Annotated in this window: 23 protein-coding genes and 1 riboswitch; of the genes, 11 read left to right on the top strand and 12 right to left on the bottom strand. The window is 72.0% G+C overall.

The features are described 5' to 3' along the window. The first annotated feature begins 83 nt into the window (after positions 1-83). Together AB0D99_RS07485 and AB0D99_RS07480 are read left to right on the top strand one after the other, a co-directional pair. Positions 84-953 (top strand): hypothetical protein, encoded by an 870-nt coding sequence (locus AB0D99_RS07485; protein WP_362357980.1) that lies wholly within the window; start codon positions 84-86, stop codon positions 951-953. A 316-nt stretch (positions 954-1,269) separates the two neighbouring features. Continuing rightward, positions 1,270-2,649, top strand: a complete 1,380-nt coding sequence (locus AB0D99_RS07480) for a tannase/feruloyl esterase family alpha/beta hydrolase (protein ID WP_362357978.1) — start codon at positions 1,270-1,272, stop codon at positions 2,647-2,649. A gap of 11 nt (positions 2,650-2,660) precedes the next feature. On the opposite strand, the gene AB0D99_RS07475 is transcribed toward AB0D99_RS07480, so the two are convergent. The 3 genes from AB0D99_RS07475 to AB0D99_RS07465 form a co-directional block, all read right to left on the bottom strand. After that, positions 2,661-3,206, bottom strand: a complete 546-nt coding sequence (locus AB0D99_RS07475) for an MOSC domain-containing protein (protein WP_362357976.1) — start codon at positions 3,204-3,206, stop codon at positions 2,661-2,663. Positions 3,207-3,360: 154 nt separating this feature from the next. After that, positions 3,361-3,543: a hypothetical protein gene (locus tag AB0D99_RS07470; protein ID WP_329112629.1), complete on the bottom strand. Its 183-nt coding sequence runs from the start codon at positions 3,541-3,543 to the stop codon at positions 3,361-3,363. Positions 3,544-3,559: 16 nt separating this feature from the next. Continuing rightward, positions 3,560-4,660, bottom strand: coding sequence for an acyl-CoA desaturase (locus tag AB0D99_RS07465; protein ID WP_362357973.1), 1,101 nt, complete (start codon positions 4,658-4,660; stop codon positions 3,560-3,562). Positions 4,661-4,962: 302 nt separating this feature from the next. Here AB0D99_RS07465 and AB0D99_RS07460 point away from each other — a divergent pair, with 302 nt between their 5' ends. Then, positions 4,963-7,941, top strand: coding sequence for an SNF2-related protein (locus tag AB0D99_RS07460; protein ID WP_362357971.1), 2,979 nt, complete (start codon positions 4,963-4,965; stop codon positions 7,939-7,941). Beyond that, complete coding sequence (locus AB0D99_RS07455; protein ID WP_362357969.1) at positions 7,938-9,212, top strand: SWF or SNF family helicase; 1,275 nt, start codon at positions 7,938-7,940, stop codon at positions 9,210-9,212. Before AB0D99_RS07460 ends, AB0D99_RS07455 begins: the two co-directional genes overlap by 4 nt. Positions 9,213-9,222: 10 nt before the next feature. Here AB0D99_RS07455 and AB0D99_RS07450 read toward each other — a convergent pair whose 3' ends face one another. Both AB0D99_RS07450 and AB0D99_RS07445 read right to left on the bottom strand, forming a co-directional pair. Then, positions 9,223-9,837, bottom strand: a complete 615-nt coding sequence (locus AB0D99_RS07450) for a hypothetical protein (protein WP_362357967.1) — start codon at positions 9,835-9,837, stop codon at positions 9,223-9,225. 172 nt (positions 9,838-10,009) lie between these two features. After that, positions 10,010-10,864, bottom strand: coding sequence for a tetrahydrofolate dehydrogenase/cyclohydrolase catalytic domain-containing protein (locus tag AB0D99_RS07445; protein ID WP_362357965.1), 855 nt, complete (start codon positions 10,862-10,864; stop codon positions 10,010-10,012). 28 nt (positions 10,865-10,892) lie between these two features. Then, a riboswitch (ZMP/ZTP riboswitch) is annotated at positions 10,893-10,999 on the bottom strand. 50 nt (positions 11,000-11,049) lie between these two features. Here AB0D99_RS07445 and AB0D99_RS07440 point away from each other — a divergent pair. Beyond that, positions 11,050-12,414, top strand: a complete 1,365-nt coding sequence (locus tag AB0D99_RS07440) for a GAF domain-containing protein (RefSeq protein ID WP_362357963.1) — start codon at positions 11,050-11,052, stop codon at positions 12,412-12,414. A gap of 44 nt (positions 12,415-12,458) precedes the next feature. Then, positions 12,459-13,982, top strand: coding sequence for an aldehyde dehydrogenase family protein (locus tag AB0D99_RS07435; RefSeq protein ID WP_362357961.1), 1,524 nt, complete (start codon positions 12,459-12,461; stop codon positions 13,980-13,982). Between the two features lie 229 nt (positions 13,983-14,211). Here AB0D99_RS07435 and AB0D99_RS07430 read toward each other — a convergent pair whose 3' ends face one another. Continuing rightward, on the bottom strand, positions 14,212-15,351 hold the full coding sequence (locus AB0D99_RS07430) for a helix-turn-helix domain-containing protein (protein WP_362357959.1): 1,140 nt from the start codon (positions 15,349-15,351) through the stop codon (positions 14,212-14,214). Between the two features lie 85 nt (positions 15,352-15,436). On the opposite strand from AB0D99_RS07430, the gene AB0D99_RS07425 reads away from it, so the two are divergent. Together AB0D99_RS07425 and AB0D99_RS07420 are read left to right on the top strand one after the other, a co-directional pair. Beyond that, positions 15,437-16,492: a ferredoxin reductase gene (locus AB0D99_RS07425; RefSeq protein WP_362357957.1), complete on the top strand. Its 1,056-nt coding sequence runs from the start codon at positions 15,437-15,439 to the stop codon at positions 16,490-16,492. A gap of 7 nt (positions 16,493-16,499) precedes the next feature. Next, positions 16,500-17,618 (top strand): acyl-CoA desaturase, encoded by a 1,119-nt coding sequence (locus tag AB0D99_RS07420; RefSeq protein ID WP_362357955.1) that lies wholly within the window; start codon positions 16,500-16,502, stop codon positions 17,616-17,618. Positions 17,619-18,257: 639 nt separating this feature from the next. Here AB0D99_RS07420 and AB0D99_RS07415 read toward each other — a convergent pair. From AB0D99_RS07415 to AB0D99_RS07400, 4 genes are all read right to left on the bottom strand, one after another. Further along, entirely contained in the window at positions 18,258-18,743 is a 486-nt protein-coding gene (locus tag AB0D99_RS07415; RefSeq protein ID WP_362357953.1) for a hypothetical protein, read from the bottom strand. A gap of 349 nt (positions 18,744-19,092) precedes the next feature. Beyond that, on the bottom strand, positions 19,093-19,983 hold the full coding sequence (locus AB0D99_RS07410; protein WP_362357951.1) for a squalene/phytoene synthase family protein: 891 nt from the start codon (positions 19,981-19,983) through the stop codon (positions 19,093-19,095). 123 nt (positions 19,984-20,106) lie between these two features. Beyond that, positions 20,107-20,640 carry an AAA family ATPase gene (locus tag AB0D99_RS07405; RefSeq protein WP_362358162.1) on the bottom strand — a complete coding sequence of 178 codons (534 nt, stop codon included), beginning with the start codon at positions 20,638-20,640 and terminating at the stop codon, positions 20,107-20,109. 185 nt (positions 20,641-20,825) lie between these two features. Beyond that, entirely contained in the window at positions 20,826-21,239 is a 414-nt protein-coding gene (locus AB0D99_RS07400; RefSeq protein WP_362357949.1) for a VOC family protein, read from the bottom strand. A gap of 261 nt (positions 21,240-21,500) precedes the next feature. Between AB0D99_RS07400 and puuE the strand changes: the two genes are divergently transcribed. The 3 genes from puuE to AB0D99_RS07385 all read left to right on the top strand — a co-directional run bounded on the left by puuE (position 21,501) and on the right by AB0D99_RS07385 (position 24,654). Then, positions 21,501-22,409 (top strand): allantoinase PuuE, encoded by a 909-nt coding sequence (puuE, locus tag AB0D99_RS07395; protein ID WP_362357947.1) that lies wholly within the window; start codon positions 21,501-21,503, stop codon positions 22,407-22,409. A gap of 281 nt (positions 22,410-22,690) precedes the next feature. Continuing rightward, positions 22,691-24,196: an MFS transporter gene (locus tag AB0D99_RS07390; protein WP_362357945.1), complete on the top strand. Its 1,506-nt coding sequence runs from the start codon at positions 22,691-22,693 to the stop codon at positions 24,194-24,196. An 80-nt stretch (positions 24,197-24,276) separates the two neighbouring features. Next, positions 24,277-24,654 (top strand): FKBP-type peptidyl-prolyl cis-trans isomerase, encoded by a 378-nt coding sequence (locus AB0D99_RS07385; protein WP_362357943.1) that lies wholly within the window; start codon positions 24,277-24,279, stop codon positions 24,652-24,654. 139 nt (positions 24,655-24,793) lie between these two features. Here AB0D99_RS07385 and AB0D99_RS07380 read toward each other — a convergent pair whose 3' ends face one another. Continuing rightward, positions 24,794-26,008, bottom strand: a complete 1,215-nt coding sequence (locus AB0D99_RS07380; RefSeq protein WP_362357941.1) for a PP2C family protein-serine/threonine phosphatase — start codon at positions 26,006-26,008, stop codon at positions 24,794-24,796. A gap of 168 nt (positions 26,009-26,176) precedes the next feature. Then, entirely contained in the window at positions 26,177-26,305 is a 129-nt protein-coding gene (locus AB0D99_RS07375; protein WP_362357939.1) for a hypothetical protein, read from the bottom strand. Between the last annotated feature and the right edge of the window lie 96 nt (positions 26,306-26,401).

Raw genomic sequence — 26,401 nt, 5'->3', positions numbered from 1 at the left:
CGTGCCAGATTCCTTCCGGAGACTCTCGACGCGCGGGTTACCCACTGGTTAAGGTGCGCCGACGACCAGATGGGGAGGCTGACGTGGCTACCGCAGACGACGACGCGCTGTACGTGCTGACCGCGGTGCTGCTCACGCCCGCGCAGTTCCCGAGCGCCTTGGGCGACGACTACCCGGCCGCCTGCGCAGCCCTGGATCTGGAGCCGTACGCCGAGGGCTACGGGCTCGTCCTCGGGCAGGACGGCCAGGGGGCCCGGTGGACCGTCGCGATCGACGACGTGTCGCTGGTCGCGGTGGCCATCGCCTCGTGGGACTGCGGGATGGAGTACGACCTCTCCCCCGACGAGCGCTCCGTCGTGGCCGCGCTCCCGGGCTGGCCGCTCGCGGTGGCGACGGCCTCCCCCGACCTCCCGGCCCCGCACGATCCCGCGCCGGAGGAGGGCGACCGCGCGCCGCTCAGCCCGCCGGACGACGCCGTCTGGGGCCCCGCCCAGCGCAGGCTGGGCGCCGACGAGGTGGCGCTGCAGTGGGCGTCCTGGCGCGCCCGGATGGACGACGACGAGGAAACCGAGGACTCCGGGGCGGAAGCGTCACGGCCCGAGGGCGACACCGGCACGGACGACACGCCCCGGAGCCCGGGCACCCCCGGCGAAGACGGCGACGGGGACGGGCTCCCCCACGATCCGTACGACGGTGTCCGTCGCGCGCTCACCGACCTGCGTGGCTACCTGGCGGACGCCCCGCCCGTGGGGCGGGTCCGATCGAGCTTCGCCACCGAAGGCGCCCGGATGCTGCGCGCCGACGGGCCCGGCTGGTCGCTCGTCGCCCGGACCGACGACATGGCCTTCGTCCTCCTCGACGACGAACCACGCGAGGTGCTCCCGGTGGCACGCGGACCGAAGCTGCCGGACCTCCTGGAGGCCCTCGACGCGATGGCGGTACGCCCGTCCTGAGCACCAGGAGCCCCGCGCTCCGAGCCGGGCATGCTGAGCCCGGGGCCCAGCGCTGCGAGCCCGGAGCCCAGCCGCTCTGAGCCGTGAGCCCCGCGCTCCGAGGCCCGCGCTCCGAGGCCGGCACGCTGACACGGCACGCTGAGTCCCGAACTCTCGGCCGGGCAGCCCCCGGCAGCCCCGGGCTCCGGCCCCAGCCGCCGCGGCCCCACATGGGCCGATGGTCCGAGATGTGGGCCGGGAACATGGCCGCACGGGACGGGTGCGCCGCACGATGTGGCGGCGCACCCCCGTTCCGTCGTCCCACCGGAGGCTGTCCATGCGCCTGACCCGAGGCGTTCCGTTGTTCGTCGCGCTCCTGACCGCGTTCACCGTCGCGGGTCCCGCCGCGCCCGCCGGTGCCCGGTCCGGCCCGCCTCCCGGGTGCGCGGGGCAGCACAGGATCCACGTGCCCGGCGCCGGGCACCAGGAGACGGCCTGTCTCGGGGACCTGACGACGGCGGGTCTGGCCGGAACCCCGTACACCGACATGGCCGACCAGGCCGGCCTCGCCGCGGCCGGGACCCGCAACCCGTCCGGCGTCCCCGGAATCCAGATCGACGGCTACTTCCCCGACGACTCACGGCTCAACGCGACCCATGGATGGGGCCACGACTCCCAGTTCGTGATCAGACTCCCCGCGAACTGGAACGGCGGCCTGGTCGTCACCGGCGCGCCCGGCACCCGGCGTCAGTACTCCACCGACGCGCTCATCTCCGACCATGTGCTGGCCCAGGGGTTCGCCTACGCCGCCACCGACAAGGGCAACACCGGGCCCGACTTCTTCACCGACGGCCGGCGGCCGGGCGACGCGGTCGCCGAGTGGAACCGCCGGGTGACCGAGCTGACGGTGGCGGCGAAGCAGGCCGTACGGCAGCGGTACGGCAGGGCGCCCCAGCGCACCTACATGACGGGCATCTCCAACGCCGGCTATCTGACCCGCTGGCAGTTGGAGAACCGTCCGGCGCTGTACGACGGCGGGGTGGACTGGGAGGGCGTGCTCTGGACGACCCGCGGCCCCAACCTGCTGACGAGCCTCCCGGTCACCGTCGCCCGTACCTTCGGCCACGCCTCGGACGAGGACCTGATCGGTGCCGGGTTCGCGCCGGGTTCCCGCTTCCTGTGGCCGTACCACGAGAAGGCGTACTGGGGGCTGACGCAGAAGGTCTTCCGGGCCGAGTTCGATCCTTCCTACGACCCGGCGTGTCCGGGCGCGACGGCCGGTTCGACGGTCGAGCGGATCCTCGCCCCCTGCGCCTCCGACGCGTCGTACGACTACGCCTCCCGGCCGGCGTCCGTGCACCGGGCCGTCGCCCGGGTCGCGCTGACCGGGCGGATCGGGAAGCCGCTGATCACCCTCCACGGCGATCTGGACACGCTGCTGCCCATCGCGACCGATTCCGACGTGTACGCGCGGATGATCGACGACCGGAGGCGAGGCGGACTGCACCGGTACTACACGGTCCAGGACGGCACGCACACCGACGGCCTGTACGACACCTATCCCGACAGGCTGCGTCCGATACTCCCCTGCTACCGCTCGGCGTTCGCGGCGCTGCGCGAGTGGGTCGAGGAGGGAACGGCTCCGCCCGCGGACCGTACGATCGCACGGCCGGCGGGCGGTGACGTGGTCAACTCCTGTGCGCTGAGGACCCCGTAGGGCGTCAGCGGTCAGACCATCTCCAGGGGGCGGTGCGGCTCGGCCGGCAGCTCGATCCGGATCGGGTCGCCGGGCCGTACCTCGCCACCGGTCAGCACGATGCTCATGATCCCGGCCTTGCGGACGATCCGCCCGCTCTCGTCCCTGCCGAGGACCTGCTTCAGCAGCCCGTGCCGGTAGCCGTCGATCTGGGCGCAGGGGTTGCGCAGGCCGGTGACCTCGACGACGGCCTCGGCCCCGAGGTGCAGCCGGGTGCCGGTCGGCAGGCCGAGGAGGTCGATGCCCCGGGTGGTGACGTTCTCTCCGAGGGCTCCCGGTGTGACGTCGAATCCGGCTCCGGCGACGTCGTCGAAGAGCTCGGAGTGGATGAGATGCACCTGTCGCAGGTTCGCGACGGTCGGGTCCTTGGCCACCCGGGAGCGGTGCTTGACCGTGACTCCGGCGTGGACGTCGCCCTCCACGCCCAGACCGGCGAGCAGCGTGATGCTGTCCCGGTTCGGCTTGGTGAACGAGTAGACGCCGTTGCTGCTGACCGTGGTGACGGTGGCGCTGCTCATGCGGTGGAGCTCCCCTTCCCCGTTCCGATGATCACCTGCGGGTGATCTTCTCCGAGCCTACGCCGGTGCTCTCCGGTCGTCGGCGGTCCCCCGCGGCCGCGACGCTGTCACGGACCCGCGGAGGTCGCCGGTGTCCCGTGGTGCCCGGGGCGGGTCAGCGGTTGAGCTCCTTGCGGGAGATCCTGCGCAGTCGGCGCCGCTGGCTCGGATCGAGGGCCAGGTAGGCGACGGCCGGTACGCCGAGGATCACCAGCAGGGACATCCAGAATCCGATGAGGGGGATCAGGAGGAGGCCGACGGCGACTCCCCCGATCACGATCTTCGTCCGTGTCGACATGTCCGACGCCTCCTTGTCACGCTGCCGAGCGCAGCGGCTCCCCGACCTCGTGCAGATGTCCGAGCGCCTGTCGGTAGGACTCGACGAAACCGGTCTCTGTGTAAGGGATACCCACCGTACGGCAGTGCGCACGCACGGCGGGCTGGGCCAGTCGAAGATGCGGCCTCGGCATGCTCGGGAAGAGGTGGTGCTCGATCTGGTAGTTCAGCCCGCCGAGGAACCAGTCGGTCAGGAGGCCGCCCCGGATGTTGCGCGAGGTGAGCACCTGCCGGCGCAGATGACCCCAGCTGTCGCCGTCCGGGTGGGCGTCGGGCATCTCCATGCCCTTGTGGTTGGGGGCGAAGGCCATGCCCAGGTGGAGTCCGAGGAGCATCTGATGGATCAGGGCGAAGACGAGGGCCTGACCGACGGTGAGGGTGGTCAGCAGCAGGGTGGCGTAGCCGACCACGTGGGCGAGGAGCAGGGCGCCCTCGACGAGCCGCTCGCGCCTGTTCTTGTACGGACCGTCCTTGGAGAACAGCGCCTGGAAGCCGTACACCTTGAGCGCGATGCCCTCAAGCGTGGTCAGCGGGAAGAACAGCCATGCCTGGTGGCGGGTGAGCCAGCGCCGGAATCCGGCGCGCCCCGTGGTCTGGTGCTGGGCGAAGACGAGGATGTCGGCCGCGACGTCCGGGTCCTTGTCGAGGTGGTTGGGGTTGGCGTGGTGGCGGTTGTGCTTGTCGTTCCACCACTCCTGGCTCATGCCGAGCAGCAGGTTGGCGTGGACGAGCTGGATGATCCGGTTGCGGCGCCGGTCCCCGGAGATCTGGGAGTGCCCGGCGTCGTGCCCGACGAAGGCCACCCGGGCGGAGAGCAGTGCGAGAGGGACGGCGAGCGGCAGCGCCCACCAGGAGGGGCCGAGCAGGACCAGACCCGCGACGACGGCGGCGAGGCCGAGGAAGTTCACGGCGATCCCCCGGGCGTACCATCCGGACCTGCGTTCCAGCAGCCCCTGCTCCTTCACGGTGCGCAGCAGCGGCGCGAACTCGCTGCCGCCACCCCTTCTGGTGGCGCTGTTCCCGTCGGGTGCCGGAAGGCTCCGGTCGGGCGCCGTGAGCGTGGCGGTGGCCTGGGGCATGGCGGTCTCCGTGTCCGTGGTCAGGGGTTCCGGACGCTGGCCGCCCGGACTCCCTCGAACGTACGGATCGGTGATCGTCCGCAGCCATGGCGTCACCCCCCGGAATTCCGGGGGGTCTGCCCGGGGGGATCCGGGGGGTCTTCCCGGGGGCGGGGGTGAGGCTGGCTCCACCTCGTGCCGTGCCGGAGCCACGACCCGAGGACCGGGACGTGAGGCAGGTCACGTCGATCATGTTCACGGGAAGGGGTGCGGTTCGGGTACCCTCGGCCGCTCGGTCCCGGTAGTCAAATTTGAGGAATGCGTTGTCGCCGTCCCAGAGACCCGATGAACTCGCCCGCTGCTCCGCCGTCTTCCTGCCCTCCGACCCGCCGCGCGCCGGCCGGGTCGCCTTCTGGTCCCCGGACGGGTCCCTGCCCACCGATCTTCCGCCCACAGATCTCCCGCCCGCCGGTCACCTCCCGGCCGATCACCCGCTCGCGATCGCCGGCGCTCCGACCGCGACCTCGGAGGATCTGACCGTGGTGACCGCTGCCGCCGACGAGGTCCGGCCGCACACCGTCCCCGCGCTCCTCCTGCCGGTACGGGACGCCCTGCCGGTCCTCACCCGCGCCCGCTTCTCCGGCGCCTCCTCACCCTCGGCAGCCTTCTGGGGCGCCGCCGCCCTCTTCGCCCTCCGTCTGGGAGCCGAGGGACTCTTCCTGCCCGGGCTCACGGCCACCGATCGCGACGCGTGGCGGGCCGGGCCCCTCGGACCCGAGGAGCTGGCCGCGCTGCGGGCGCTCGCCGCGTCGATGCCTCCCGCCGCCCATGCCGTACCGCTGCCCGGTTCCGGTCCGCTGCTCCTGCCCGAGCCCGAGAGGCTGCTGCGCGCCTTCGTCGACGCGGTCGCGGACACGCTGCCGCGCACTCCGGCGGCTCCGCTCGCCGCGGGCGGACCCGCCTTCGCGGCCGACGCGCCGCAGCAGATGCCCGAGCAGCGGGCGTGGGCGGCGGACGTGGCGGCCGGTCACGACGCCGGCGTACGCCTCTCCCTGCGCCTCGAACTGCCGGGGCTCGGCGAGCGGACGGTTCCCGGATTCCGGGCGGTGCTGCAGATGCACAGTGTCGCGGACCCGGCCCTGGTCGCCGACGCGGCCGACGTCTGGGCCGGATCGGGCCCCGCCGGCGGGGCGTTCGAGCCCCGGGCCCGGATGGACGCGCTCCTCGCGCTGCGCCGTGCCGCACGTGCCTGGCCGCCCCTGGCCCCGCTGCTCTCGGCCGCCGTCCCGGACGCCGTGGAGCTGGCGGACGAGGAGGTCACCGAGCTGCTCGGCCCCGCCGCGCGGGCGCTCGCCGCGACGGGCGTCCAGATCCACTGGCCGCGCGACCTGGCCCACCGGCTCACGGTCCGCGCGGTGATCGGCCCTCCGGACGGCGACTCCGACGCGCCGGGTGCGCGGGGAGGCGACCCGACGCCGACGGACGCGCCGCACCCGGAGGGGGACGCCGACTCCCCCGACGGCCGGCGCTCCTCTGCGCTCCCCTCCTTCCTCTCCGCCGACGCGCTCCTCGCCTTCAACTGGCGTTTCGCGATCGGCGAGCAGGAACTCACCCGTGCCGAACTGGACCAGCTCGCCGAAGCCGGCCGCCCGGTGGTGCGCCTGCGGGACCAGTGGGTGCTGGTCGACCCGGCGGAGGTCCGCCGCGCCCGCGCCTCGCACGACCGCAAGATGACGCCCGTGGACGCGCTCGGCGCCGTCCTCACCGGGACGGCGGAGGCCGACGGCCGCCGGGTCGAGGTGCATGCGACCGGTTGGCTGGAGCAGCTGCGCACCCTCCTCTCCGACCCCGAGGGCGGGCCGCAGGAGGTCCCCCAGCCCGCCGCGCTCGCGGCGACGCTCCGCGACTACCAGCTGCGCGGCCTCAACTGGCTGCACCGGATGACCTCCCTCGGCCTCGGGGGCTGTCTCGCCGACGACATGGGCCTGGGCAAGACCATCACGCTCATCGCGCTCCATCTGCACCGCCGGAGCCATCCCGACGCCGCCGGCCCCACGCTGGTCGTCTGCCCCACCTCGCTCATGGGCAACTGGCAGCGGGAGATCGAGAAGTTCGCGCCCGGCACGCCCGTGCGCCGCTTCCACGGCCCGGCACGGAGCCTGGAGGGCCTGGCCGACGGCGAGTTCGTCCTCACCACGTACGGGACCATGCGGCTGGACACCGAGCAACTGGCGGGCCGTTCCTGGGGTCTGGTCGTCGCGGACGAGGCCCAGCACGTCAAGAACCCGTACTCGGCCACCGCCAAGCAGCTGCGCACCATCGGGGCCAAGGCACGCGTCGCCCTGTCCGGCACTCCCGTCGAGAACAACCTCTCCGAACTGTGGGCGATCCTCGACTGGACGACGCCCGGCCTCCTCGGCCGGCTCGGCACCTTCCGCTCCCGGTACGCCTCGGCCGTCGAGGGCGGTGAGGACCCGGCCGCCGCCGAACGGCTCGCCGCGCTCGTCCGCCCGTTCCTGCTGCGCCGCCGCAAGTCCGACCCGGGAATCGCCCCCGAGCTGCCGCCGAAGACCGAGACCGACCGGGCCGTCTCCCTGACGAAGGAACAGGCGGGGCTCTACGAAGCGGTGGTGCGGGAGACACTCGCGGCGATCGCCGAGGCCGACGGCATGGAGCGTCGCGGGCTGGTGGTGAAGCTGCTGACCGGGCTCAAGCAGATCTGCAACCACCCCGCCCAGTACCTGAAGGAGGACCGGCCCCGCATCGACGGCCGCTCCGGCAAGCTGGAGCTGCTCGACGAGCTGCTCGACACGATCCTCGCCGAGGACGCGAGCGTCCTGGTCTTCACCCAGTACGTGCAGATGGCGCGGCTCCTCGAAGAGCATCTGGCGGCGCGGGGCGTACGGACCCAGTTCCTGCACGGCGGCACCCCCGTGGCCGAGCGCGAGGCGATGGTCGCGCGCTTCCAGGACGGCGAGGTTCCCGTCTTCCTGCTGTCGCTGAAGGCGGCGGGCACCGGGCTCAACCTGACCCGGGCCGAGCATGTCGTGCACTACGACCGCTGGTGGAACCCGGCCGTGGAGGCCCAGGCCACCGACCGCGCGTACCGCATCGGGCAGACGCAGCCCGTGCAGGTCCACCGGCTCATCGCCGAGGGGACGATCGAGGACCGGATCGCCCAGATGCTCCTGCGCAAGCGGGCCCTGGCCGACTCGGTGCTGGGCTCGGGCGAGGCGGCGCTGACCGAACTGACGGATGCCGAGCTGGCCGACCTGGTCCAGCTGAGAGGGGACGGGCGATGAGCGGGTACGAGGACGAACGGACCTTCGCGGCGCTGCCGCCGGCCGGCGGCTCCGGTTTCGCCCGCACATGGTGGGGCCGGGCCTGGCTGAAGGCACTGGAGGACACGGCGCTCGACGGCCAGCAGCTGAAGAAGGGGCGCAGGCACGCCCGTGAGGGCGCGGTGGGCGCGGTCTCGGTACGGCCCGGGCGGATCACGGCGGTCGTGCGGGACCGTGACGGCTCCTCGTACCGCAGCGACGTGCTGCTGCAGGAGCTGTCGGAGGACGAGTGGGACCGGCTGCTCGACCTCGCGGTGGAGAGCGCGGGCCACATCGCGGCGCTGCTCGACCATGAGATGCCGCCGCATCTCGTGGAGGACGCGGCGGCGGCCGGACTGGAACTGATGCCGGGCATCGGCGATCTGGACCCGGAGTGCGGCTGTGAGGCGTGGGACCACTGCCCGCACACGGCGGCCCTGTGCTACCAGGTGGCGCGGCTGCTGGACGAGGACCCGTTCGTGCTGCTGCTGATGCGGGGGCGCGGGGAACGCGCGCTCCTGGACGAGCTGCAGGAGCGCAGCGCGGTGCGGGCGGCTCCCGACGCCCCGGTCGCGGAGGGTTCGGGGGGCGAGTCCGACGGTGTGCCGGCCGGGGAGGCTTTCGCCGCGCGGGACATCCTGCCACCGCTGCCCGCCCCGCCGGCGCTCCCGTCGGTCCCGGGCGTTCCACCGGCCCTGGACACCGAGACGGACCCCGCGCCCGGTCTCGACCCTTCGGCGCTGGAGTTCCTGGCGGTGGACGCGGCGATCCGGGCCCACCGGATGCTCGCCGAGGCGCTCGCCCCGGGGCATGAGCACACCCCGGTGGAAGGGGCCTTGACGGTCGGGCAGGACGCGGTGCGCCTGGCGGCCTCCGGGTCCGTGCCGTCGGGTGTCGCGTCCCGGCTCGCCACCGGGTCCGGGCGGCGTCGGGCGGAGCTGGAGCCGGCCACGCGCGCGTGGCGGTTCGGCGGCGCCGCCGCCCTCGCCGTACTGGAGGAGGAGTGGACACCGGAACCGGAGGCGCTGGCACGGGCGAGGACGGCGCTCGCGGATGCCTGGGAGGACGCCGACCGGCCGGTGCTGAGGCCGGCGGGGGCGGCGCGCTGGACGGTGGTGGGTGCGGAGGCGCAGCTGCGGCTCGGCGAGGACGGCCGCTGGTGGCCCTATCGCAAGGAACGCGGCCACTGGGTCCCGGCCGGTCCCGCGGACCAGGATCCGGCCGCCGCGCTCGCGGCGGCGGGAGAGGGCTGAGGCGCGGCCGTCACCGGAGCGGCGCGGTGAGCTTGCGGACCGTGCCGCCCGTGGCGGACGCGGGGGTGTGTGCGGCGAGGCTGCAGGCGACGGCGTCGGAGCCGAGGAGGTAGCCGCTGCGGTACGGGTACTGGACGAAGGTGGTCCACCGCGTGCCGTACGGCTGCTCCGCGGCCTCGTCGCGCAGCGGCTCGCGACAGAGGGCCGCGGCCCCGTCGCGTACCTCCTCGTCCGTGCCGTGGTCGCCGGTCAGCCGGAGCACCGTGACGAGTTGGGCGTCGTGCGGCTGGTCGCAGCCGCGCCGCACGACGGTCCCCGGGGCCTCCCGGTCGATGTCGAAGCACTCCCCCGGTGCGAGGCGCTCGTACGGCACCGAGGCCGTCGCGGACGAGCCGGGGTCAGGCGGGGGACGACGGGTCTCGGCCCCGCCCTGCGGCGCGAGCTCGCGGCCGGCGGCCTGGGCCGTCGCGGACCTCAGATCTCCGGGATCCCCCGGGGACCGGGTTCCCGCCCCGTGACAGCTCACGGCCACGAGGCCCGCCAGGAGGAGAAGGACCGGCACGAGGAGGTGCGGCAGCGGCGCCGGCAGGCCGACGGGGAACCGGGACATGGTGACCAGATTCACTCACGAACCGTCAGTTTCTGCTGCCTGAAGGCAAGTTGCAGCACACCGCGGACAGAACGGTGACAAAAGTCCGTCCACCCAAGGGTCGCGCGACGCGCTGTCCTCGTGCTAGACGGGTCGCAGGGATCCGCCTGCCCGGTCCAGGCGGGCAGGCGGCGGCCCCCGGCACCTCTCAGAGGCCGAGCTGGCGCTCCGCCCCCTCGACGGTCTGCGCCAGGAGCACGGCGATGGTCATCGGACCCACACCCCCGGGTACGGGCGTGATGAGCGAGGCCCGCTCGGCGGCCGTCTCGAAGTCGACGTCGCCGATGTTGCCGGGGTTGTAGCCCGCGTCGATCACGACCGCGCCGGGCTTGATGTGCTCGCCCTTGATGAAGCGGGGCTTGCCCACGGCGGCCACGAGGATGTCGGCCTCACCGACGATCGAGGAGAGCTCGGTGGTGCGCGAGTGGCAGTACGTGACGGTGGCGTCGCGGCCGAGCAGCAGCAGTCCGGCCGGCTTGCCGAGGATCGCGGAGCGGCCGACCACGACGGCCCGCTTGCCGCTCAGCTCGACGTCGTACGCGTCGAGCAGGCGCATGATGCCGCCGGGCGTGCAGGAGACGAAGCCCGGGAGGCCGAAGCCCATGGCGGCGAAGGAGGCCATGGTGACGCCGTCGACGTCCTTCTCCGGGGCGATCGCCTCGAAGGCGGCGCGCTCGTCGATGTGCGCTCCGACCGGGTGCTGGAGCAGGATGCCGTGGACCTCGGGGTCCTCGGAGAGCGCGGTGATGGCGGCGACGAGCTCCTCGGTCGTCGTGGAGGCGGGCAACTCGACGTGCCGGGAACGGATTCCGGCCTTCGCGCAGCGGTTCTGCTTCATCTTCACGTACGTGACGGAGGCCGGGTCCGCGCCGACGAGGACCGTGGCGAGACAGGGCGTGACGCCGGTGCGGCGGGTGATCTCGGCGGCACGCGCGGCGGTCTCCTCGACCGTGCGGCGGGCGAGGGCGGTTCCGTCCATGAGGGAGGCGGTGCTGGTGGACATGGGCCACTCCTGGGCGTCGTCGATGACAGGTGATCGCCCAGGCGCACGGCAGCGACGGATCCGCGCGGGTGCGTGGAGTCCGCGGGGCCGCTCCCCGGTGGTGATCCACCTCAAGCGCCAGTCACGGCCCGAGCCCCACTCTACGTGAGGACCTGACGGCGGTGTCAGGACAGGGTGCATATGCCGTGGTGTCCGGACGCTTGTGGGCGACCCGCGCGCGCACGACGATGGCCAGGAAGGCAGCGGTGGACCTCGACGTGGAGGCCGAGTTGAGCGATGCGTGGGTGACGTCGGAGCCGGACGCCGGGGCGCTGCGGCGGGCGCACGAGGCGTTCACCAGCGGCGGTCGGGTGCAGCTCCCCCCGGTACGGCCGCTGGTCGCCGACTCCTGGCGGCGCTCGGCGCGGGCGCGAGTGAGCCCGGACGGCGCGGCCCGTGTGGAGCTGGCCGACGACGAGCTCGCCGGGCACCGGGAGGAACATCCGCTCTCCGCCGCGATGCCGGTGATCCGGGAGCTGATGGGCGCCTACGCGCGGGACGGGGAGCATCTGCTCGCGGTCTGCGACGCGGCCGGGCGGATGCTCTGGGTGGAGGGTCACCCCGGGACGCTGCGCCGTGCCCGCGCCATGAACTTCGTCGCCGGGGCCCGGTGGTCGGAGTCGGTGGCCGGGACGAACGCGCCCGGGACGGCGATCGCCGTGGACCGGCCGGTGCAGGTCTTCAGCGCCGAGCACTTCCGTCGGCCGGTGCAGGCGTGGACCTGCGCCGCCGCCCCGGTGCACGATCCGCGGACCGGGCGGCTGCTCGGCGCGGTCGACATCACCGGCGGGGACCGGCTCGCCCATCCGCACAGCCTGGCCTTCGTGCAGGCCGTGGCGCGCGCGGCCGAGTCCCACCTGGCCCTCCTCGCCCCCGCCCCGGCCGAGGACCGGGTGAGGCTGACCGCGCTGGGCCGGGACGAGGCGCTGCTGCGCGTCGGCGGCCGGGGGCTGCGGCTGAGCCGGCGCCACAGCGAGATCCTGGTCGTCCTCGCGCACCGTCCCGACGGCGTGGGCGGCGACGAGCTCCTGACGCTCCTGTACGAGGAGGAGTCGGTCACCCCGGTCACCCTGCGGGCCGAGCTGTCGCGGCTGCGCGGCCTCCTCGGTCCGGAACTGCTGCGCTCACGCCCCTACCGGCTGGCGGCCTCGGTGGACGCGGACTTCGGCACGGTCGACCGGCGGCTCGGCTCGGGCGCGGTGTCGGCGGCGCTCGGCGAGTACGCGGGTCCGCTGCTGCCGTCGTCGCGCGCGCCGGGCGTCGTACGGCTGCGCGAGCGGCTCGCGGACCGGCTGCGGGCGGCGCTGGTGGACCGGGGCGATCCGGCGCTGCTCGCGGACTGGACGTACAGCGCGTGGGGCGAGGACGACGTGGAGATGTGGCGGGCGCTGTCCGAGGTGGTTCCGGATGCCGGACTGGCGCCCGTGCTGGCCCGGTTGCGGGCGCTGGACGCGGAACTGTCGGCGGGCGCAACGGTGTTGCAACGTCGGGCGGAGCACTCTCGGCGGTGAGCGCCGGTCAGGACGGCCGGCGCGGTCCGAGGGAGGCCATGTCCATGACTCGTTACGCCGCACCCGGTACCGAGGGCGCGATCATGTCGTACCAGGCCCGCTACGACCACTGGATCGGCGGTGAGTACGTCGCCCCGGCCCGGGGACAGTACTTCGAGAACCCGAGCCCGGTCGACGGCCGTCCTTTCACCGAGGTCGCCCGCGGAACGGCCGAGGACGTGGAGCGCGCTCTGGACGCGGCACACGCGGCGGCCCCGGCGTGGGGCCGCACGGCGCCGACGGAGCGGTCGAACCTCCTCCTCCGGATCGCCGACCGGATGGAGGCCCATCTGGAGGAACTGGCCGTCGCGGAGAGCTGGGAGAACGGCAAGCCGGTCCGGGAGACCCTGGCCGCCGACATCCCGCTGGCGATCGACCACTTCCGCTACTTCGCGGGGGCGCTGCGCGGCCAGGAGGGCACGCTGAGCGAGATCGACGACGACACCGTCGCGTACCACTTCCACGAGCCGCTGGGCGTGGTCGGGCAGATCATCCCGTGGAACTTCCCGATCCTCATGGCGGTCTGGAAGCTGGCGCCCGCGCTGGCCGCGGGGAACGCGGTGGTCCTGAAACCGGCCGAACAGACCCCGGCGTCGGTGCACTTCTGGATGAGCCTGATCGCCGACCTGCTGCCGCCGGGCGTGGTGAACATCGTCAACGGCTTCGGCGCGGAGGCGGGCAAGCCGCTCGCGTCCTCGCCTCGCGTCGCGAAGATCGCGTTCACGGGCGAGACGACGACGGGCCGGCTGATCATGCAGTACGCCTCGGAGAACATCAAGCCGGTCACGCTGGAGCTGGGCGGCAAGTCCCCGAACATCTTCTTCGACGACGTGTCGGTGGCGGACGACGACTTCCGGGACAAGGCGCTGGAGGGCTTCACGATGTTCGCCCTCAACCAGGGCGAGGTCTGCACGTGTCCGTCGAGGGCCCTGATCCAGCGCGGCCACTACAGCGAGTTCCTGGAGGCGGCGATCGCCCGCACGGAGAAGATCCTCCCCGGGCACCCGCTGGACACGGACACGATGATCGGCGCGCAGGCGTCCAACGACCAGCTCCAGAAGATCCTTTCGTACCTGGACACCGGCCAGCAGGAGGGGGCGAAGATCCTGACGGGCGGCCAGCGGATCGAGTACGACGGAGAGCTGGCGGGCGGCTACTACGTCCAGCCGACGATCTTCGAGGGCGACAACCGCATGCGGATCTTCCAGGAGGAGATCTTCGGCCCGGTCGTCGCGGTCACCTCATTCACGGACTTCGACGACGCGATCCGCACGGCGAACGACACGCTCTACGGCCTCGGGGCGGGCGTCTGGACCCGCGACGGCAACACGGCCTACCGCGCGGGCCGCGCGATCCAGGCGGGCCGCGTCTGGACGAACTGCTACCACGCGTACCCGGCACACGCGGCGTTCGGCGGCTACAAGCAGTCGGGCATCGGCCGCGAGACCCACAAGATGATGCTGGACCACTACCAGCACACGAAGAACATCCTCGTCTCGTACTCCCCGAAGAAGCTCGGCTTCTTCTAGGAGCCCGAAGAACGGCGCCTGAACTGGGCTCTTACCCGTCAGGAGCCGTCGGCTCGGCCCGCTCGACGCGGGCATCTTTTTTCCGGTTCCTCTCAATTCCTCCTGCCTGGCTCCCACTCCAGACCGGCTGTTCCGGACCAGCCACGGACCAAACCGAGCTCACCGGGCCGGTGACACGTCCTGGCTGACGCGGTCTCGCGGACTCGATCGCGGACGGTCGAAGTACGCGTCAGCTGACCCGAAGACCGACCGCCAGCGTCAGCTCAAGGATCCGGTGTGGCGATGCGAGATCCGGAAACACCTCCCGCAGCTGCGACATCCGGTACCGGACGGTCTGGGGATGGACGAACAGCGCCGCCGCCACCTCGTCCCGCCTGCCCTGGTGCAGCAGCCACGCCCGCAACGTCTCCTCCAGCCGCTGTGCGGTCGCGACAGGCAAGGTCCGCAACGGTGCGAGGGCTCGGGCACGGAGGTCTGCGAACGCGTCCACGTCGGCGCTCAGCACCAGCTCGGGCAGGTGGTCCTCGGTGTCGCGGATGCCGGAGGAGAGGGAGCGCGCGCGCACGGCTCGTGCGTACGAGGCGGACGCACGGGTCCATGGCCGGGCCGGGCCGACCACGGCGATGCGGTCGGCCAGCTGCCGCAAGAGATGTGACCGGTCGGCATCGGGGACGAGCAGCACACCGAAGGCGTCCGGCAGATCGTCGAGGACGAGGGTGCTCGGGTCGAGCGCGCGGTAGGCGGGCCGGGCCTGGGCGGCTGGCAGCAGGACCGCGGTCAGCGATACCGGAGGCTGCCAGCCGGCCCGTTGAACAGAGGCCAGCAGCACGTCCGGGCTCGCGCCTGCGAGGAGGTCGCGGGCCAGGTGTTCCAGGTGGCGCTCGTGGTCCCGGCCCCGGGCCGCCAGTTCGTCGGCGTGGCCCGCGGCGCTCGCGGCGGAGAGCTCGTCGATGTAGGCGAAGGTCAGCTCGGCGAACTTGGCGACCTCGGGGGCGGGCAGACCTGCGGGTACCGCACCCGCTGCCAGGCATCGCCACGCCACACGGGCGCCGACGCGGTAGGCGCCGAGCAGGGCGTCCATCGAACGGCCGTCGCGCACCTCGCCGCGGCCCAGCTCGTAGGCGGCGTCACCGGCGTCACCGCCTGTGGCGTTCCCGCTCGCGAGGTCCAGGTAGTGCCCCAGGGCGGTACGGACGGCTCGGCGGATGGTGACGCCCATGCGGCCCGAAAGGGCGTTGGCGTAGGGAGGGACCTCGTCGATGATCGCCTGGACGACCTCGTCGGCAGTGGTCTTCAGCGCGGCCCGAAGTGCGGTGACCGTCGTCGCATCCAGAGATAGGTCGGTGACTCTCCGGATTGAATGACTCATCTTTATTCCCTGCGAACAATTCAGCCGAACAAATTCACGTCCTGCGGTCAGGACTTTACGCCTTGAGGCGGACCAAGCTGGAGTCATGACGAGTGCAGCCCTCCGCAGTGGGGCGTGGAAACTGCTGGAGATGGTCACGACGCCGCTGCTGCCGTCGGACTACCTCGACCTGGTCAGCCCGCTGCGTGCGGGCGCTGACCTGCGTGGGCGCATCGAGGCCCTGCACCCCGAGACGAGTGACGCCGCGACCATCGTGATCAGGCCGGGACGGGGCTGGCGCGGTCACACGGCCGGTCAGTACGTGCGGATCGGGGTCGACGTCGACGGGAGGCGCCTGTGGCGTGCCTACTCCATCACCTCGCCGCCGAACCGCCGGGACGGCCGAGTCACGATCACCGTGAAGGCGATCCCGGGTGGCAAGGTCAGCAACCACCTGGTCCGCAGGGCGAAACCGGGCACGCTGGTCCAGCTCGACCAGGCAACCGGTGACTTCGTGCTGCCGGAAGCCAAGCCCGCCAAGGTGCTCTATCTGACGGCCGGCAGCGGCGTCACGCCTGTGATGGGCATGCTGCGTGACACCGAGTTCGACGACGTCGTCATGGTCCACTGCGCGCCACAGCCGCAAGACGTGATCTTCCGCAACGAACTGCACGGCCTTGTCGCGGACAAGAAGCTGCGGCTCACCGAGGTGCACACCGACACGGACGGCATGCTCGACATCGCCCGTCTCGACGAACTGGTGCCCGACTGGGCCGAGCGCGAGACCTGGGCCTGCGGGCCTGCGGGCCTGCTCGACGCCGCCGAAGAGCTCTGGAGCGAACACGGCGTCCAAGAGCGCCTGCACACCGAACGCTTCCGCCCCGGCATCGTCGTCGCCGGTGACGGCGGCGAGGTCACGTTCAGCGCCACCGGCAAGACCGTCGACGCGGATGGCGCCACGCCGTTGCTGGACGTCGGCGAGGAGGCCGGCGTGCTCATGCCGTCCGGGTGCCGCATGGGCATCTGCTTCGGCTGCGTCACGCCGCTCACGGCGGGCGCCGTCCGCGACCTGCGCACCGGCGAGATCACCGAGGCCGAGCCGGGCGTCCTCATCCAGACCTGCGTGTCCGCCGCTGCGGGCCCCTGCGACATCGAACGGTAGGAGCACCTTGACCGCCATCGACCCCACCGCCCACCTGACCGCGGAGCAGATCGAGGAGCTCGGCCGTGAGCTGGACGCGATCCGCGATGAGGTGATCGCCGACCTCGGCGAGAAGGACGCCGCCTACATCCGCAAAGTCATCTCGGCGCAGCGCAAGCTCGAGCTGGTCAGCAGGGGCGTGCTGCTGTTCTCCTTCTTCCCGCCCGCGTGGCTGATCGGCACCGCCGGACTGTCCGTGGCGAAGATCATGGACAACATGGAGATCGGCCACAACATCCTGCACGGCCAGTGGGACTGGATGCGGGACCCGAAGATCCACTCCACGACCTGGGAGTGGGATCACGTCTCGCCGTCCGACCAGTGGAAGCACTCGCACAACGAGCTGCACCACACGTACACCAACGTGATCGGCAAGGACAACGACCTCGGCTACGGCATCATGCGCGTCGACGAGGACCAGAAGTGGCACCCGTTCCACCTCGGCCAGCCGCTGTGGAACTTCATCAACGCCTGCTTCTTCGAGTACGGCATCGCAGCGTACGACCTGGAGCTCGGCAAGAACCTGCACAAGCGCCGCCGCAACAACCCGGAGTTCCGCGCGCGGGCCAAGGCCGTCGGCCGCAAGATCCGCAAGCAGGTGCTCAAGGACTACGTGATCCACCCGCTGCTGTCGGGCCCGTCGTTCCTCACCACGCTCGCCGCCACGTTCACCGCGAACCTGGTCCGCAACATCTGGTCCCACTCGGTGATCATGTGCGGGCACTTCCCCGAGGGCGTGCAGGTCTTCGAGCGCCGGTCGATCAAGGGCGAGACGCGCGGCCAGTGGTACCTGCGCCAGATGATGGGCTCGGCGAACATCAGCGGCAGCAGGGCCATGCACTTCATGACCGGCAACCTGTCGCACCAGATCGAGCACCACCTGTTCCCGGACCTGCCGAGCAACCGGTACGCCGAGGTCGCGGTGAAGGTGCGCGCGCTGTTCGAAAAGTACGAGCTGGAGTACGTCACCGGGCCGCTGCCCAAGCAGGTGTTCTCCGCGTGGCGCAAGGTCTTCCGGCTCTCGCTGCCGAACAAGAAGCCCAAGGTCAAGACGCCGGACCGCGAGCAGGAGCTCGTCGCGGCCTGATTCCCGGTATCGGTTCAGATCTTTCGGCCGTACCCGCGGCACCGCCGGGTCCGGTGAGATCCGTTGCGGACGGTGGGCGGCCGCGATGCCAGACCGTACGACACGATCCGGGGCAGCCCGGTGTCCGACTGCGCTGCCTGGATGCGCCAGAAGCTCAGCACACAGCTCCCGGCGAGGTGTCGTGGGGACGGGTGGAAGCCGCTCGCCCGCCGCCTCGTCCCGCAGGGCGGCCGCAGTCAGCCCGCGCGGCACAGTGCGGCCAGGGCAACAGACGGGTCCAACCCCATCCAGGAACTCGGCGCCGGGCCGGCTGCTCTGACGGCCATGCCGCGCCGCCCCCCATCACAGCGGCCAGCGAACCTTCTGGCGGTGGGCGGGGTCGGCAGGCGCGCAGGCCCAGGCCGCCGCGGTCGCCGGGGTCGAGCCAGACGACGGACAGGTAGCCGGTACGACCGTCGGCCGCGCGAAGCCGGTACCAAGACCGGCTTTCGTCCAAAGCCGGGTTGTCATCGTCGATGTCACGGCCGTCTTCACCGTTGGTGATCCGGTCTCCGGTGGTCCGGCAGAGCGCCGTCAGCCGGTCACCGGAGGCAAGGTCGCCGGACGCGTTGCAGGCCGGCTTCCGGTCCTTGCACCTCTTCACGTGCGTTGGGACAGGTAGGCGGGGTGATCGGTGTCCTCACGCATCTGGGTCGCGCCGTTGGTCACCCGGTTGTCCACGGTCACCATGACCGGCTGAGGTGACGCGGGGGGCTGGGTCGTCGCGGGCGTCCGGGTGACAGGGAGACGCTGGGGCTCGGGAGTGCCGGTCGAGCCGGGCGGCTCGGCCGAGACGGCGGAGGGCGTCTCGTCGGGGGCAGGGTCGGGTGGCGGCGGAGGCAGCGGGTGGAGTTCGAGGATGCGTCGGGTGGTGCACACAGGCGTGACGATCTGCTCGGAGACGGGGATGAGGGCGGAGTAGATGTAGCCCTCGTCCCCGGGCTTGGGGCTGCCGTCGGCCTGAATGACGTAGAACCAGCGCTTGCGGTGCGACGGGTAGCCATCGGGGGCATAGGAGTCGGTCCAGCACCACATCTGGACGTGGGCGTCGCTGCCCGGCGGCCGACAGGGCGAGCCCCAGCGCATACCGCGATTCGGCGAGGGCCAGGGTGGCGGCCTCGGAGCCGAGCCGCTCGATGGCCTCGTCGGCGAGCGCGACCGCGCTGCGGACATTGCCCCAGCGCTGCTCCGGCGACGACTTGCCGCAGCGCGCAAGCGCACCGCCCCCACGCCCAAGATCCGGGCCAGTTGCGGACCAGCACCGGCCCGCCGGAGAAAGAAACCTTCATTTCGCCTGGTCAGGTACGGTGTGGCGCGTGTACCACCAACACACGAAGAATCTGCTGGTCAGCTACGCGCCGAAGAAGCTGGGCTTCTTCTAGCGGCCGAAGGAGCGTGCCCGACCCGGGGGGTTTCCCGGGTCGGGCGCCGTCGCTCAGCCCCGCGTCCGCCGCGCGGCCTCCCTCAGCAGCACGAGAGCGGCCGCCGGTGCCGAGGGGCCCGAGGGGCGGGTAGCCAGGGAGGCGCCCGCGCGGCGTACGGCGTCGAGGCGGAGGCGCTGAACGCCGATGAGCGCGCGGACGAAGGGCCGGTACGGAGGGGCCGCGAGGGTCGGGAGGTCGGCGGCGGCCCTGAGGTCGTCGGCGGCGCGGTCGGCCTGCTCCTCGACGAGCCGGCCGAGTGCCGGGCCGGGCCGGGCGAGGTCCGCGCCGTGGCGGCTCACCGCGTCGGCGGGGACGCCGGGGCGGCCCGCGCGCACGTCCTCGGACAGGTCCTCCAGGAAGTCGACGCGCTGCATGGCACGGATGAGCAGGTGGCAGCCCTCGGTGAACGCCGTCCGCGTGACCACGTCCTCGGGCGCGAGGAGGCAGGCCGTGAGCATCAGCGCGGGAAGCGAGTACTCCCGTACGTACAGCTCCAGTTCCCGTTCGGCGGCGATGCTCCGCCAGGCGACCTCGCGCTCGCAGCCCGTCAGGAACTCCTCCACGTGGGCGCGCACATCGGGGTGCCGCTCGGCGGTGTGTGCCAGGCAGCGCAGGACGGGCAGGGTGGAGTCGCCGTCGGCCAGGGCCTTGCGTACGAGGCCGTCCCACTCGGCGAGAGCGGCCGCCCGGTCCTCCGGCGCACCCCGGTCGATCCGGTCGTCGGTGTCGTGCATGAAGGCGACGGCTGCCACGACGTGCGGGAGCACCGCGCCGGGGAGCAGGACCCGCGCCGCCGCGTACTCGGCCGTCGCGAACCTCCGCACAGCCCGCCGCTGCTCGGTGTAGTCCCGCCGGAGCCCTGGCTCCCGCACCCCGGCCCGGTCCAGGGCCCGCTTCCACATACCGGTCTCCCGCCGTCGTCGACCTTGAGCCTACGGCTCCCTGGGCGGAATCCCTGCCGCTCCGGGACATGACCCTCCACCACATCCCGGCTGGTTCGGGCGGCCGTCGCGGCGGCCTCCCGGTCAGCGGTTCCGTGCGGGCAGGTGGGCCAGGCCGGTGTCGAGCATGATGCGATCGACCGTGTCGGACAGGGCGCTGTCGGTGCCGATGACCGTCTCGACGCCGTCGGGCAGCAGATCGTGCGGGCGGTACCAGTCGCGCAGTTGTGCGTGGTTCACGTCGTCGGTGATGGGTTTGGTGGCGTGGCGGGCGAGGGTCTCGTCGAGAGGGACGTCCAGGTAGTAGCCATGGGTCGGGCCGCGATGGTCGGCGCGCAGCCGGGTGAGCATGTCGCCGTAGTGGTCGGCGTAGAGGATGCCTTCGACGACGACGTGATAGCCGGCGTCCAGGGCGTAACGGGCTGTCAGGTCGATCAGGCCGATGTTCGCGGCACCCGGGAGGTCTCGCTCGCAGAGCACGACGCGGCGGAGGTTGTCCTGTCCGACCAGGGCGAGGCCGCGGCCGAACCGCTCACGCAGACCCGCGGCGACGGACGACTTCCCCGACGCGCTGTTGCCGCGCAGCACGACCAGCCGGGTCTCCTCGGTTCCCACCATCACGGAGGTCACGCTACGGGCGGCCCGGGACGCATGGTGCGGGTCAGGAAGGGAGCAGCAGCCCATGGAGCGCCCCCGCTCCATGGGCGTACCTCGGTCCGAGAGATCCCTTTCCCTCGCCGTCGGTCGACTCGCGGCCTGACGACGACGCGCCAACGGCAGCGGCGGACCGGGCTCGGGAGCGGTCAGGCTCGCTCGCTGATGTTGACCATCCACGTGATGCCGAACTTGTCCGTGCACATGCCGAAGACGTCGCCCCACATCTGCTTCTCCAGGGGGACCGAGACGGCCCCTCCGGCCGACAGCTTCTCCCAGTAGCCCCGCAGCTCGTCCGCGTCCTCGCCGCTCAGGCTCACCGCGAAGTCGGTCCCGGTCCTGTGCTCCATGCCCGGTGGCACGTCGGCGCCCATCAGCGTCAGCCCGCCGGAGGTCTCGAGCATGCCGTGCATGATCTTGTCGTCGTATCCGGGCGGCACCTCGGAGCCGAAGTCGCCGTAGCCGCTGAGCCGGAGATCGCCGCCCAGGACGCTCTGGTAGAACTCCATGGCCTGCCGCGCGTCACCGGAGAAGCTGATGTACGGGTTGAGACGAGTCGCCACGAAACACTCCTTCGATACAAGGGAATGACATCGGCATCATAGGAGCGAAACGGCTGAAATCGCACGAGCCGTGCGGTGCGGTCGCGCGTCCGATCGGCGTACGGCTTTCCGCTCGGAGACGCGGCTCTGGACTCCGTCCGGCGAGGCGCGCCGCCGTCGACCGGCGGGCGAAGGGGTGCGGAGCGTCCGGACGCGTGGGTCCCGGAGCGGTCTCGCGGCGCCTCGTCCCTTCGACGGCCGATCACCGGTAGCGTGCCGCCCGTGTCCGAGCAGCAGCGCGACCTCGTCGGCTACGGCGCCGAACCACCGCATGCCGCCTGGCCCGGCGGCGCCCGCGTCGCCGTCAGTCTCGTTCTCAACTACGAGGAGGGCGGCGAGCGCAACGTCCTCGACGGCGACCGCGCCTCGGAGGAGTTCCTGCACGAGGTCGTCGGTGCGCCACCGGTGGTCGGCGGGCGCGATCCGAACGCCGAGACGATGTTCGCCTACGGCTCGCGCGCCGGGTTCTGGCGCGTTCATCGCACGCTCACCGCTCATCGTGTGCCCCTCACCGTCCACGCCGTCGGACAGGCCCTGGAGCGTAACCCTGATGCCGCGCGGGCGATGGGGGCCGCCGGCTGGGAGGTGGCGGGGCACGGCTGGCGCTGGATCGACTACCGGGCCGTTCCCGAGGACGTCGAGCGCGCCCATGTCGCGCGCACGACGGCCACGATCGAGCGGCTCGTCGGGCGCCGGCCCGTCGGCTGGTACACCGGCCGGACGAGCCCCGCGACACGGCGGCTCGTCGTCGAGGACGGCGGCTACCTCTACGACTCCGACGACTACTCGGACGATCTGCCCTTCTACGTGGAGGAGAGCGGACGCCCGCACCTCGTGGTGCCGTACAGCCTCGACGCCAACGACTTCAAGTTCTTGATCGTCCACGGGTTCACCACAGCGGACGACATGCTCACGTACCTCGTCGACACCTTCGACGTCCTGCACGCGGAGGGCGCCGAACGCCCCCGCGTGATGAGTGTCGGCCTGCACCCCCGCATCATCGGCCGACCCGGCCGCATCCGCGCGCTCGACGGCTTCCTGCGGTACGTCGCACAGCGCGGCGGTGCGTGGATCGCGACGCGGGAGCAGATCGCCCGCCACTGGCTGGCCACACGCCCCCCGCCGCACTGAGTCCGCGCCGCCGTCGGCCGGTCACCCGTCTCCCGTACCGGCGCGGCGCGGACCCGCCAGTTGCCGAGCAGGGAGGCGGGGCAGACCCGGGCGGATCAGTCGTCCAGGACGGGCGAGGAGCGCACCGGGCGTGCGCCCACCCCCCTGATCGGCGGGTGATCTCGTGGCGGTACGGGCGTTCGGGCCGCAGGCTGGATGGAGGTCGTGCCCGGAGCTGCCGGGAGGCGTGCGATCCCCGGTTCGGGGAACACGGGACGGCGTCGCCCGACGGAGAGGGAACCATGACCGCGGAACCGAGTCCGGACCCCGTGCCCGCCTCCACCGGCACCGTGACCACCGCCGTGCCGGCCCGTCTCGACCGGCTTCCGTGGTCCCGCTGGCACTGGATGATCGTGATCGGTCTCGGTACCGTCTGGATCCTTGACGGTCTCGAGGTCACGATCGTCGGCAACATGGCCGGCCGGCTCGCCGAGGAGGGCAGCGGGCTCCCCATCACCTCGGCCCAGGTCACCGGTGTCGCCGCCGCGCTGTACGTGGCCGGTGCCTGCTCCGGAGCGCTGTTCTTCGGCTGGCTGACCGACCGTTACGGGCGCAAGAAGCTCTTCATGATCACCCTCGCGGTGTATCTCGCCGCGACCGCGCTCACCGCGCTGTCGTTCGAGACGTGGTGGTTCTTCCTCTTCCGCTTCCTCACCGGCTTCGGCATCGGCGGTGAGTACGCGGCCATCAACTCCGCGATCGACGAGCTCATCCCGTCCACGTACCGCGGCCGTGTCGACCTGATCATCAACGGCAGCTACTGGCTCGGCGCCATCGGCGGCGCTCTGCTCTCCATCGTCATGCTCGACACCGACATCTTCCCGATCAACGTCGGCTGGCGTCTGAGCTTCGCCCTCGGAGTGGTCCTCGGACTGGTGATCCTGCTGGTCCGCAGGCACGTCCCGGAGAGCCCGCGCTGGCAGTTCATCCACGGTCGGGGCGAGGAGGCCGACGAGCTGGTGTCCTCCGTCGAGCGGGAGATCGAGCGCGAGCACGGGAAACCCTTGCCGCCACCCGCCGGTGAGATCACCATCCACCAGCGCAAGAGCATCGGGTTCGGGCTGATCGCCAGGACCGTCTTCCACAGCTATCCCCGCCGCGCCGTCCTGGGTCTGTCCCTCTTCATCGGCCAGGCGTTCCTGTACAACGCCATCACGTTCGGCTTCGGCGCGATCCTCACGACCTTCTTCGACGTGCCCACCGGCAGCACCGGCTACTACTTCGCCGTCATCGCGGCGGGCAACTTCCTCGGCCCCCTGCTGCTGGGGAAGCTCTTCGACACCGTCGGACGCCGCATCATGATCTCCTCCACGTACATCCTGTCGGGCGTCCTCCTCTTCGTCACGGCGTGGCTCTTCGACCAGGGCTCCCTCACGGCGACCACGCTCACCGCCTGTTGGTGCGTGGTCCTGTTCTTCGCGTCGGCGGGCGCCTCCAGCGCGTACCTGACCGTCTCGGAGGTCTTCCCCATGGAGACCCGGGCGATGGCCATCGCCTTCTTCTACGCGATCGGTACGGCCGCCGGCGGCATCAGCGGTCCCCTCATCTTCGCCAGCCTCACCGAGTCCGGCGTCGTCTCCGACACGGTCCTCGCCTTCCAGATCGGCGCCGGGCTCATGTGCGCCGCGGGCATCGTGGCGGCGTTCCTCGCCGTCAAGGCCGAACGCCGGTCGCTGGAGGACATCGCCGAGCCCCTCTCCGTGGCACGCGGGGCATCCCCGTCGGACGGCAGCCGGGCCTCTCGATAGCGTGATGATCTGCTGCATGGAGTGTCCATGTGTCCGGCTGGTCCGCGCGAGGGCTTCCGGCGGAAGGCGAGGAGGCCGCGATGAACGAACCGACGAAGCCCGAGGTCGACCTTCCGGAGGGTGACGCTCCCGCCGAGCTGACCGTCCGGGACCTCGTGGTCGGCGACGGACCCGAGGCGAAGCCGGGCAGGGTCGTCCAGGTGCACTACGTCGGGGTCACCTTCGCGTCGGGAAGGGAGTTCGACGCCTCCTGGGACCAGGGCCGGCCGTTCAAGTTCGCCGTGGGCGGCGGCAGGGTCATCAAGGGCTTGGACCGGGGCATCAGGGGGATGAGGGTCGGTGGCCGACGCGAGGTCGTCGTGCCCCCGCGGCTCGGCTACGGCAAGCAGTCCCCCTCGCCGGCGATCCCGGCGGGTTCCACGCTCGTCTTCGTGGTGGATCTGCTCTCGGTGGTCTGAGGCCGCGCTGCGGGGAGCGGAGGCCGGGCGTACGGGTCGCTCCTGACGTGCCTGTCACCCGTCCGGTCCCGGGTTGACGGGGCGGAGGTGAGGTGGGTGCCCCCTTCACTCGGGAAGCGGCACGCGCGAACAGCCGGTCTCAGGAGCTGGGGTGCCACTCCGCGAGGAGGATGGTGGCGTCGTCGTCGAGACGGTTCTGGTGCGTCAGGAGGTTCTCGATCAGCCGGCGGAGGGCTTCGGGCGCGGGGTCACCGGCCGCCATGGAGCGGATGATCGTGTCGGCGAGGCGGGCCTCGCCGAACTGCTGGTGGTCGGTGGAGCGCGCCTCGGTGACGCCGTCGCTGTAGAGGAGGACACGGTCGCCGGGTTCCAGCCTCGTGCTGTGCGGTACCGGAGGCAGCTCGGTGTGGAACCCGAAGCCGAGAGGGAGCTGCGCGGGTCTTTCGAGCGCGGCGGTCAGGACATGACCGTCGCGGATCAGCAGGGGCGCGGGGTGGCCGCAGTTGACCCAGGTGAACTCGCCCCGCACGGTGTCGAGATCGGCGATGATCCCGGTCATGAGCCGGTTCGGGATCCACTCGGCGAGGGTGCGGTCGATGGTTCGGGCGATGTCCGGCAGGGTGCCGCCGGAGCGGCGGGTGGATCGGCAGGCCGCCAGGCCGACCGCGCTCGCGCCGCCGGACGCGAGGTCGTGGCCCATGGCGTCCAGGAGTGCCAGATGCAGCCGCCCGTCGGTGAATCCGTGGTCGAAGGCGTCGCCGCCGATGTCGTACGCCGGCTCCAGCACGGCGGTCGACGTGGCCTCGCGGGTCCCGATGGACCTCGGTGGCAGGAACGCCCACAGCAGTTCGGCCTGGAGCGTCATGGGGCGGCTTCGGCCCCGTGCGACGAGGAGGTCGTTGTGGGTGCTCTTGGAGATGACCAGCAGCGTGGCCAGGCTCGCCAGGGCCTTGCAGGACTCCAGCCGGCCGGGATCCGGTCCGGGGCCGGCCTCCATGACTCCGACGCGCTCGATCCCGTCGATCATCGGCAGCCACGCGGTGCCGTCGTTGCCCAGCTGCACGCGCTGGGTGCGGTAGGCCAGGCCGGCCAGTGAGCCGTCGACGGCGAGTCGGCCGCCGTCACCCTCCGCCGAGGTCTCCGACACCGGACCCGCGCCTTCGCGCAGGGGGAGCATCACCAGGCCCGCCTGCTGTACGTCGGCCACGTACACTCGCGCCCCCGCCGCCCCCATCCGCCGCGCGGCCTCGTCGATGAGAACGGGCAGTTCACCCGCGGACGCGTCGTGCGACCGCTCCAGTACCCACGCCAGTACGGGTCCCATCCCGCTCACGACCGGGTCGTCCGCGTTCACGGCAGGACCGCTTCGGCACCGCGACGGTTCACAGGCAGGCCCCCGGTTCGGACGGTTACGGACACGGCCATCATCGCCAGGTGTCAGGGCCGGGGCCTTCCGACACGACGGGCGTCGACCCAGGAGGTGCGCCCGGCCGAGGTGGTCGTGCGGCCACGACCTCTCTCCTCAGGCGTACGGCGGAGAGGGTGGCCGTCCGGCGTCCCCGGTGCGCCGCGGCGGCGGGCAGCCGCGTCTGCGGCCCCGCAGCACGAGCAGCGCCACGAGGAAGGAGATGACGTCGGACGATGTGATCACGACAGTGCCCTGGGGTCGTCGGGCAGGTACACCGCACGTCTGCCCCGAGGGCCGTCCTTCATGCCGGACACGTGCCGCGGGCGGCCCGGCGAACCT

The sequence above is a fragment of the Streptomyces sp. NPDC047971 genome (assembly GCF_040653355.1).
GTDB lineage: Bacteria > Actinomycetota > Actinomycetes > Streptomycetales > Streptomycetaceae > Streptomyces.
The sequence above is the reverse complement of the archived record's forward strand: the minus strand, read 5'-3'. Positions and strand labels throughout refer to the sequence as shown.

Coding starts and splice junctions, on each gene's coding strand:
- AB0D99_RS07455 (WP_362357969.1), top strand. CDS start 7,938: ATGAGCGGGTACGAGGACGAACGGACCTTCGCGGCGCTGCCGCCGGCC.
- AB0D99_RS07465 (WP_362357973.1), bottom strand. CDS start 4,660: ATGCCCCAGGCCACCGCCACGCTCACGGCGCCCGACCGGAGCCTTCCG.
- AB0D99_RS07445 (WP_362357965.1), bottom strand. CDS start 10,864: ATGTCCACCAGCACCGCCTCCCTCATGGACGGAACCGCCCTCGCCCGC.
- AB0D99_RS07480 (WP_362357978.1), top strand. CDS start 1,270: ATGCGCCTGACCCGAGGCGTTCCGTTGTTCGTCGCGCTCCTGACCGCG.
- AB0D99_RS07390 (WP_362357945.1), top strand. CDS start 22,691: ATGACCGCGGAACCGAGTCCGGACCCCGTGCCCGCCTCCACCGGCACC.
- AB0D99_RS07435 (WP_362357961.1), top strand. CDS start 12,459: ATGACTCGTTACGCCGCACCCGGTACCGAGGGCGCGATCATGTCGTAC.
- AB0D99_RS07475 (WP_362357976.1), bottom strand. CDS start 3,206: ATGAGCAGCGCCACCGTCACCACGGTCAGCAGCAACGGCGTCTACTCG.
- AB0D99_RS07410 (WP_362357951.1), bottom strand. CDS start 19,983: ATGTGGAAGCGGGCCCTGGACCGGGCCGGGGTGCGGGAGCCAGGGCTC.
- AB0D99_RS07415 (WP_362357953.1), bottom strand. CDS start 18,743: ATGCGCTGGGGCTCGCCCTGTCGGCCGCCGGGCAGCGACGCCCACGTC.
- AB0D99_RS07470 (WP_329112629.1), bottom strand. CDS start 3,543: ATGTCGACACGGACGAAGATCGTGATCGGGGGAGTCGCCGTCGGCCTC.
- AB0D99_RS07425 (WP_362357957.1), top strand. CDS start 15,437: ATGACGAGTGCAGCCCTCCGCAGTGGGGCGTGGAAACTGCTGGAGATG.
- AB0D99_RS07385 (WP_362357943.1), top strand. CDS start 24,277: ATGAACGAACCGACGAAGCCCGAGGTCGACCTTCCGGAGGGTGACGCT.
- AB0D99_RS07405 (WP_362358162.1), bottom strand. CDS start 20,640: ATGGTGGGAACCGAGGAGACCCGGCTGGTCGTGCTGCGCGGCAACAGC.
- AB0D99_RS07430 (WP_362357959.1), bottom strand. CDS start 15,351: ATGAGTCATTCAATCCGGAGAGTCACCGACCTATCTCTGGATGCGACG.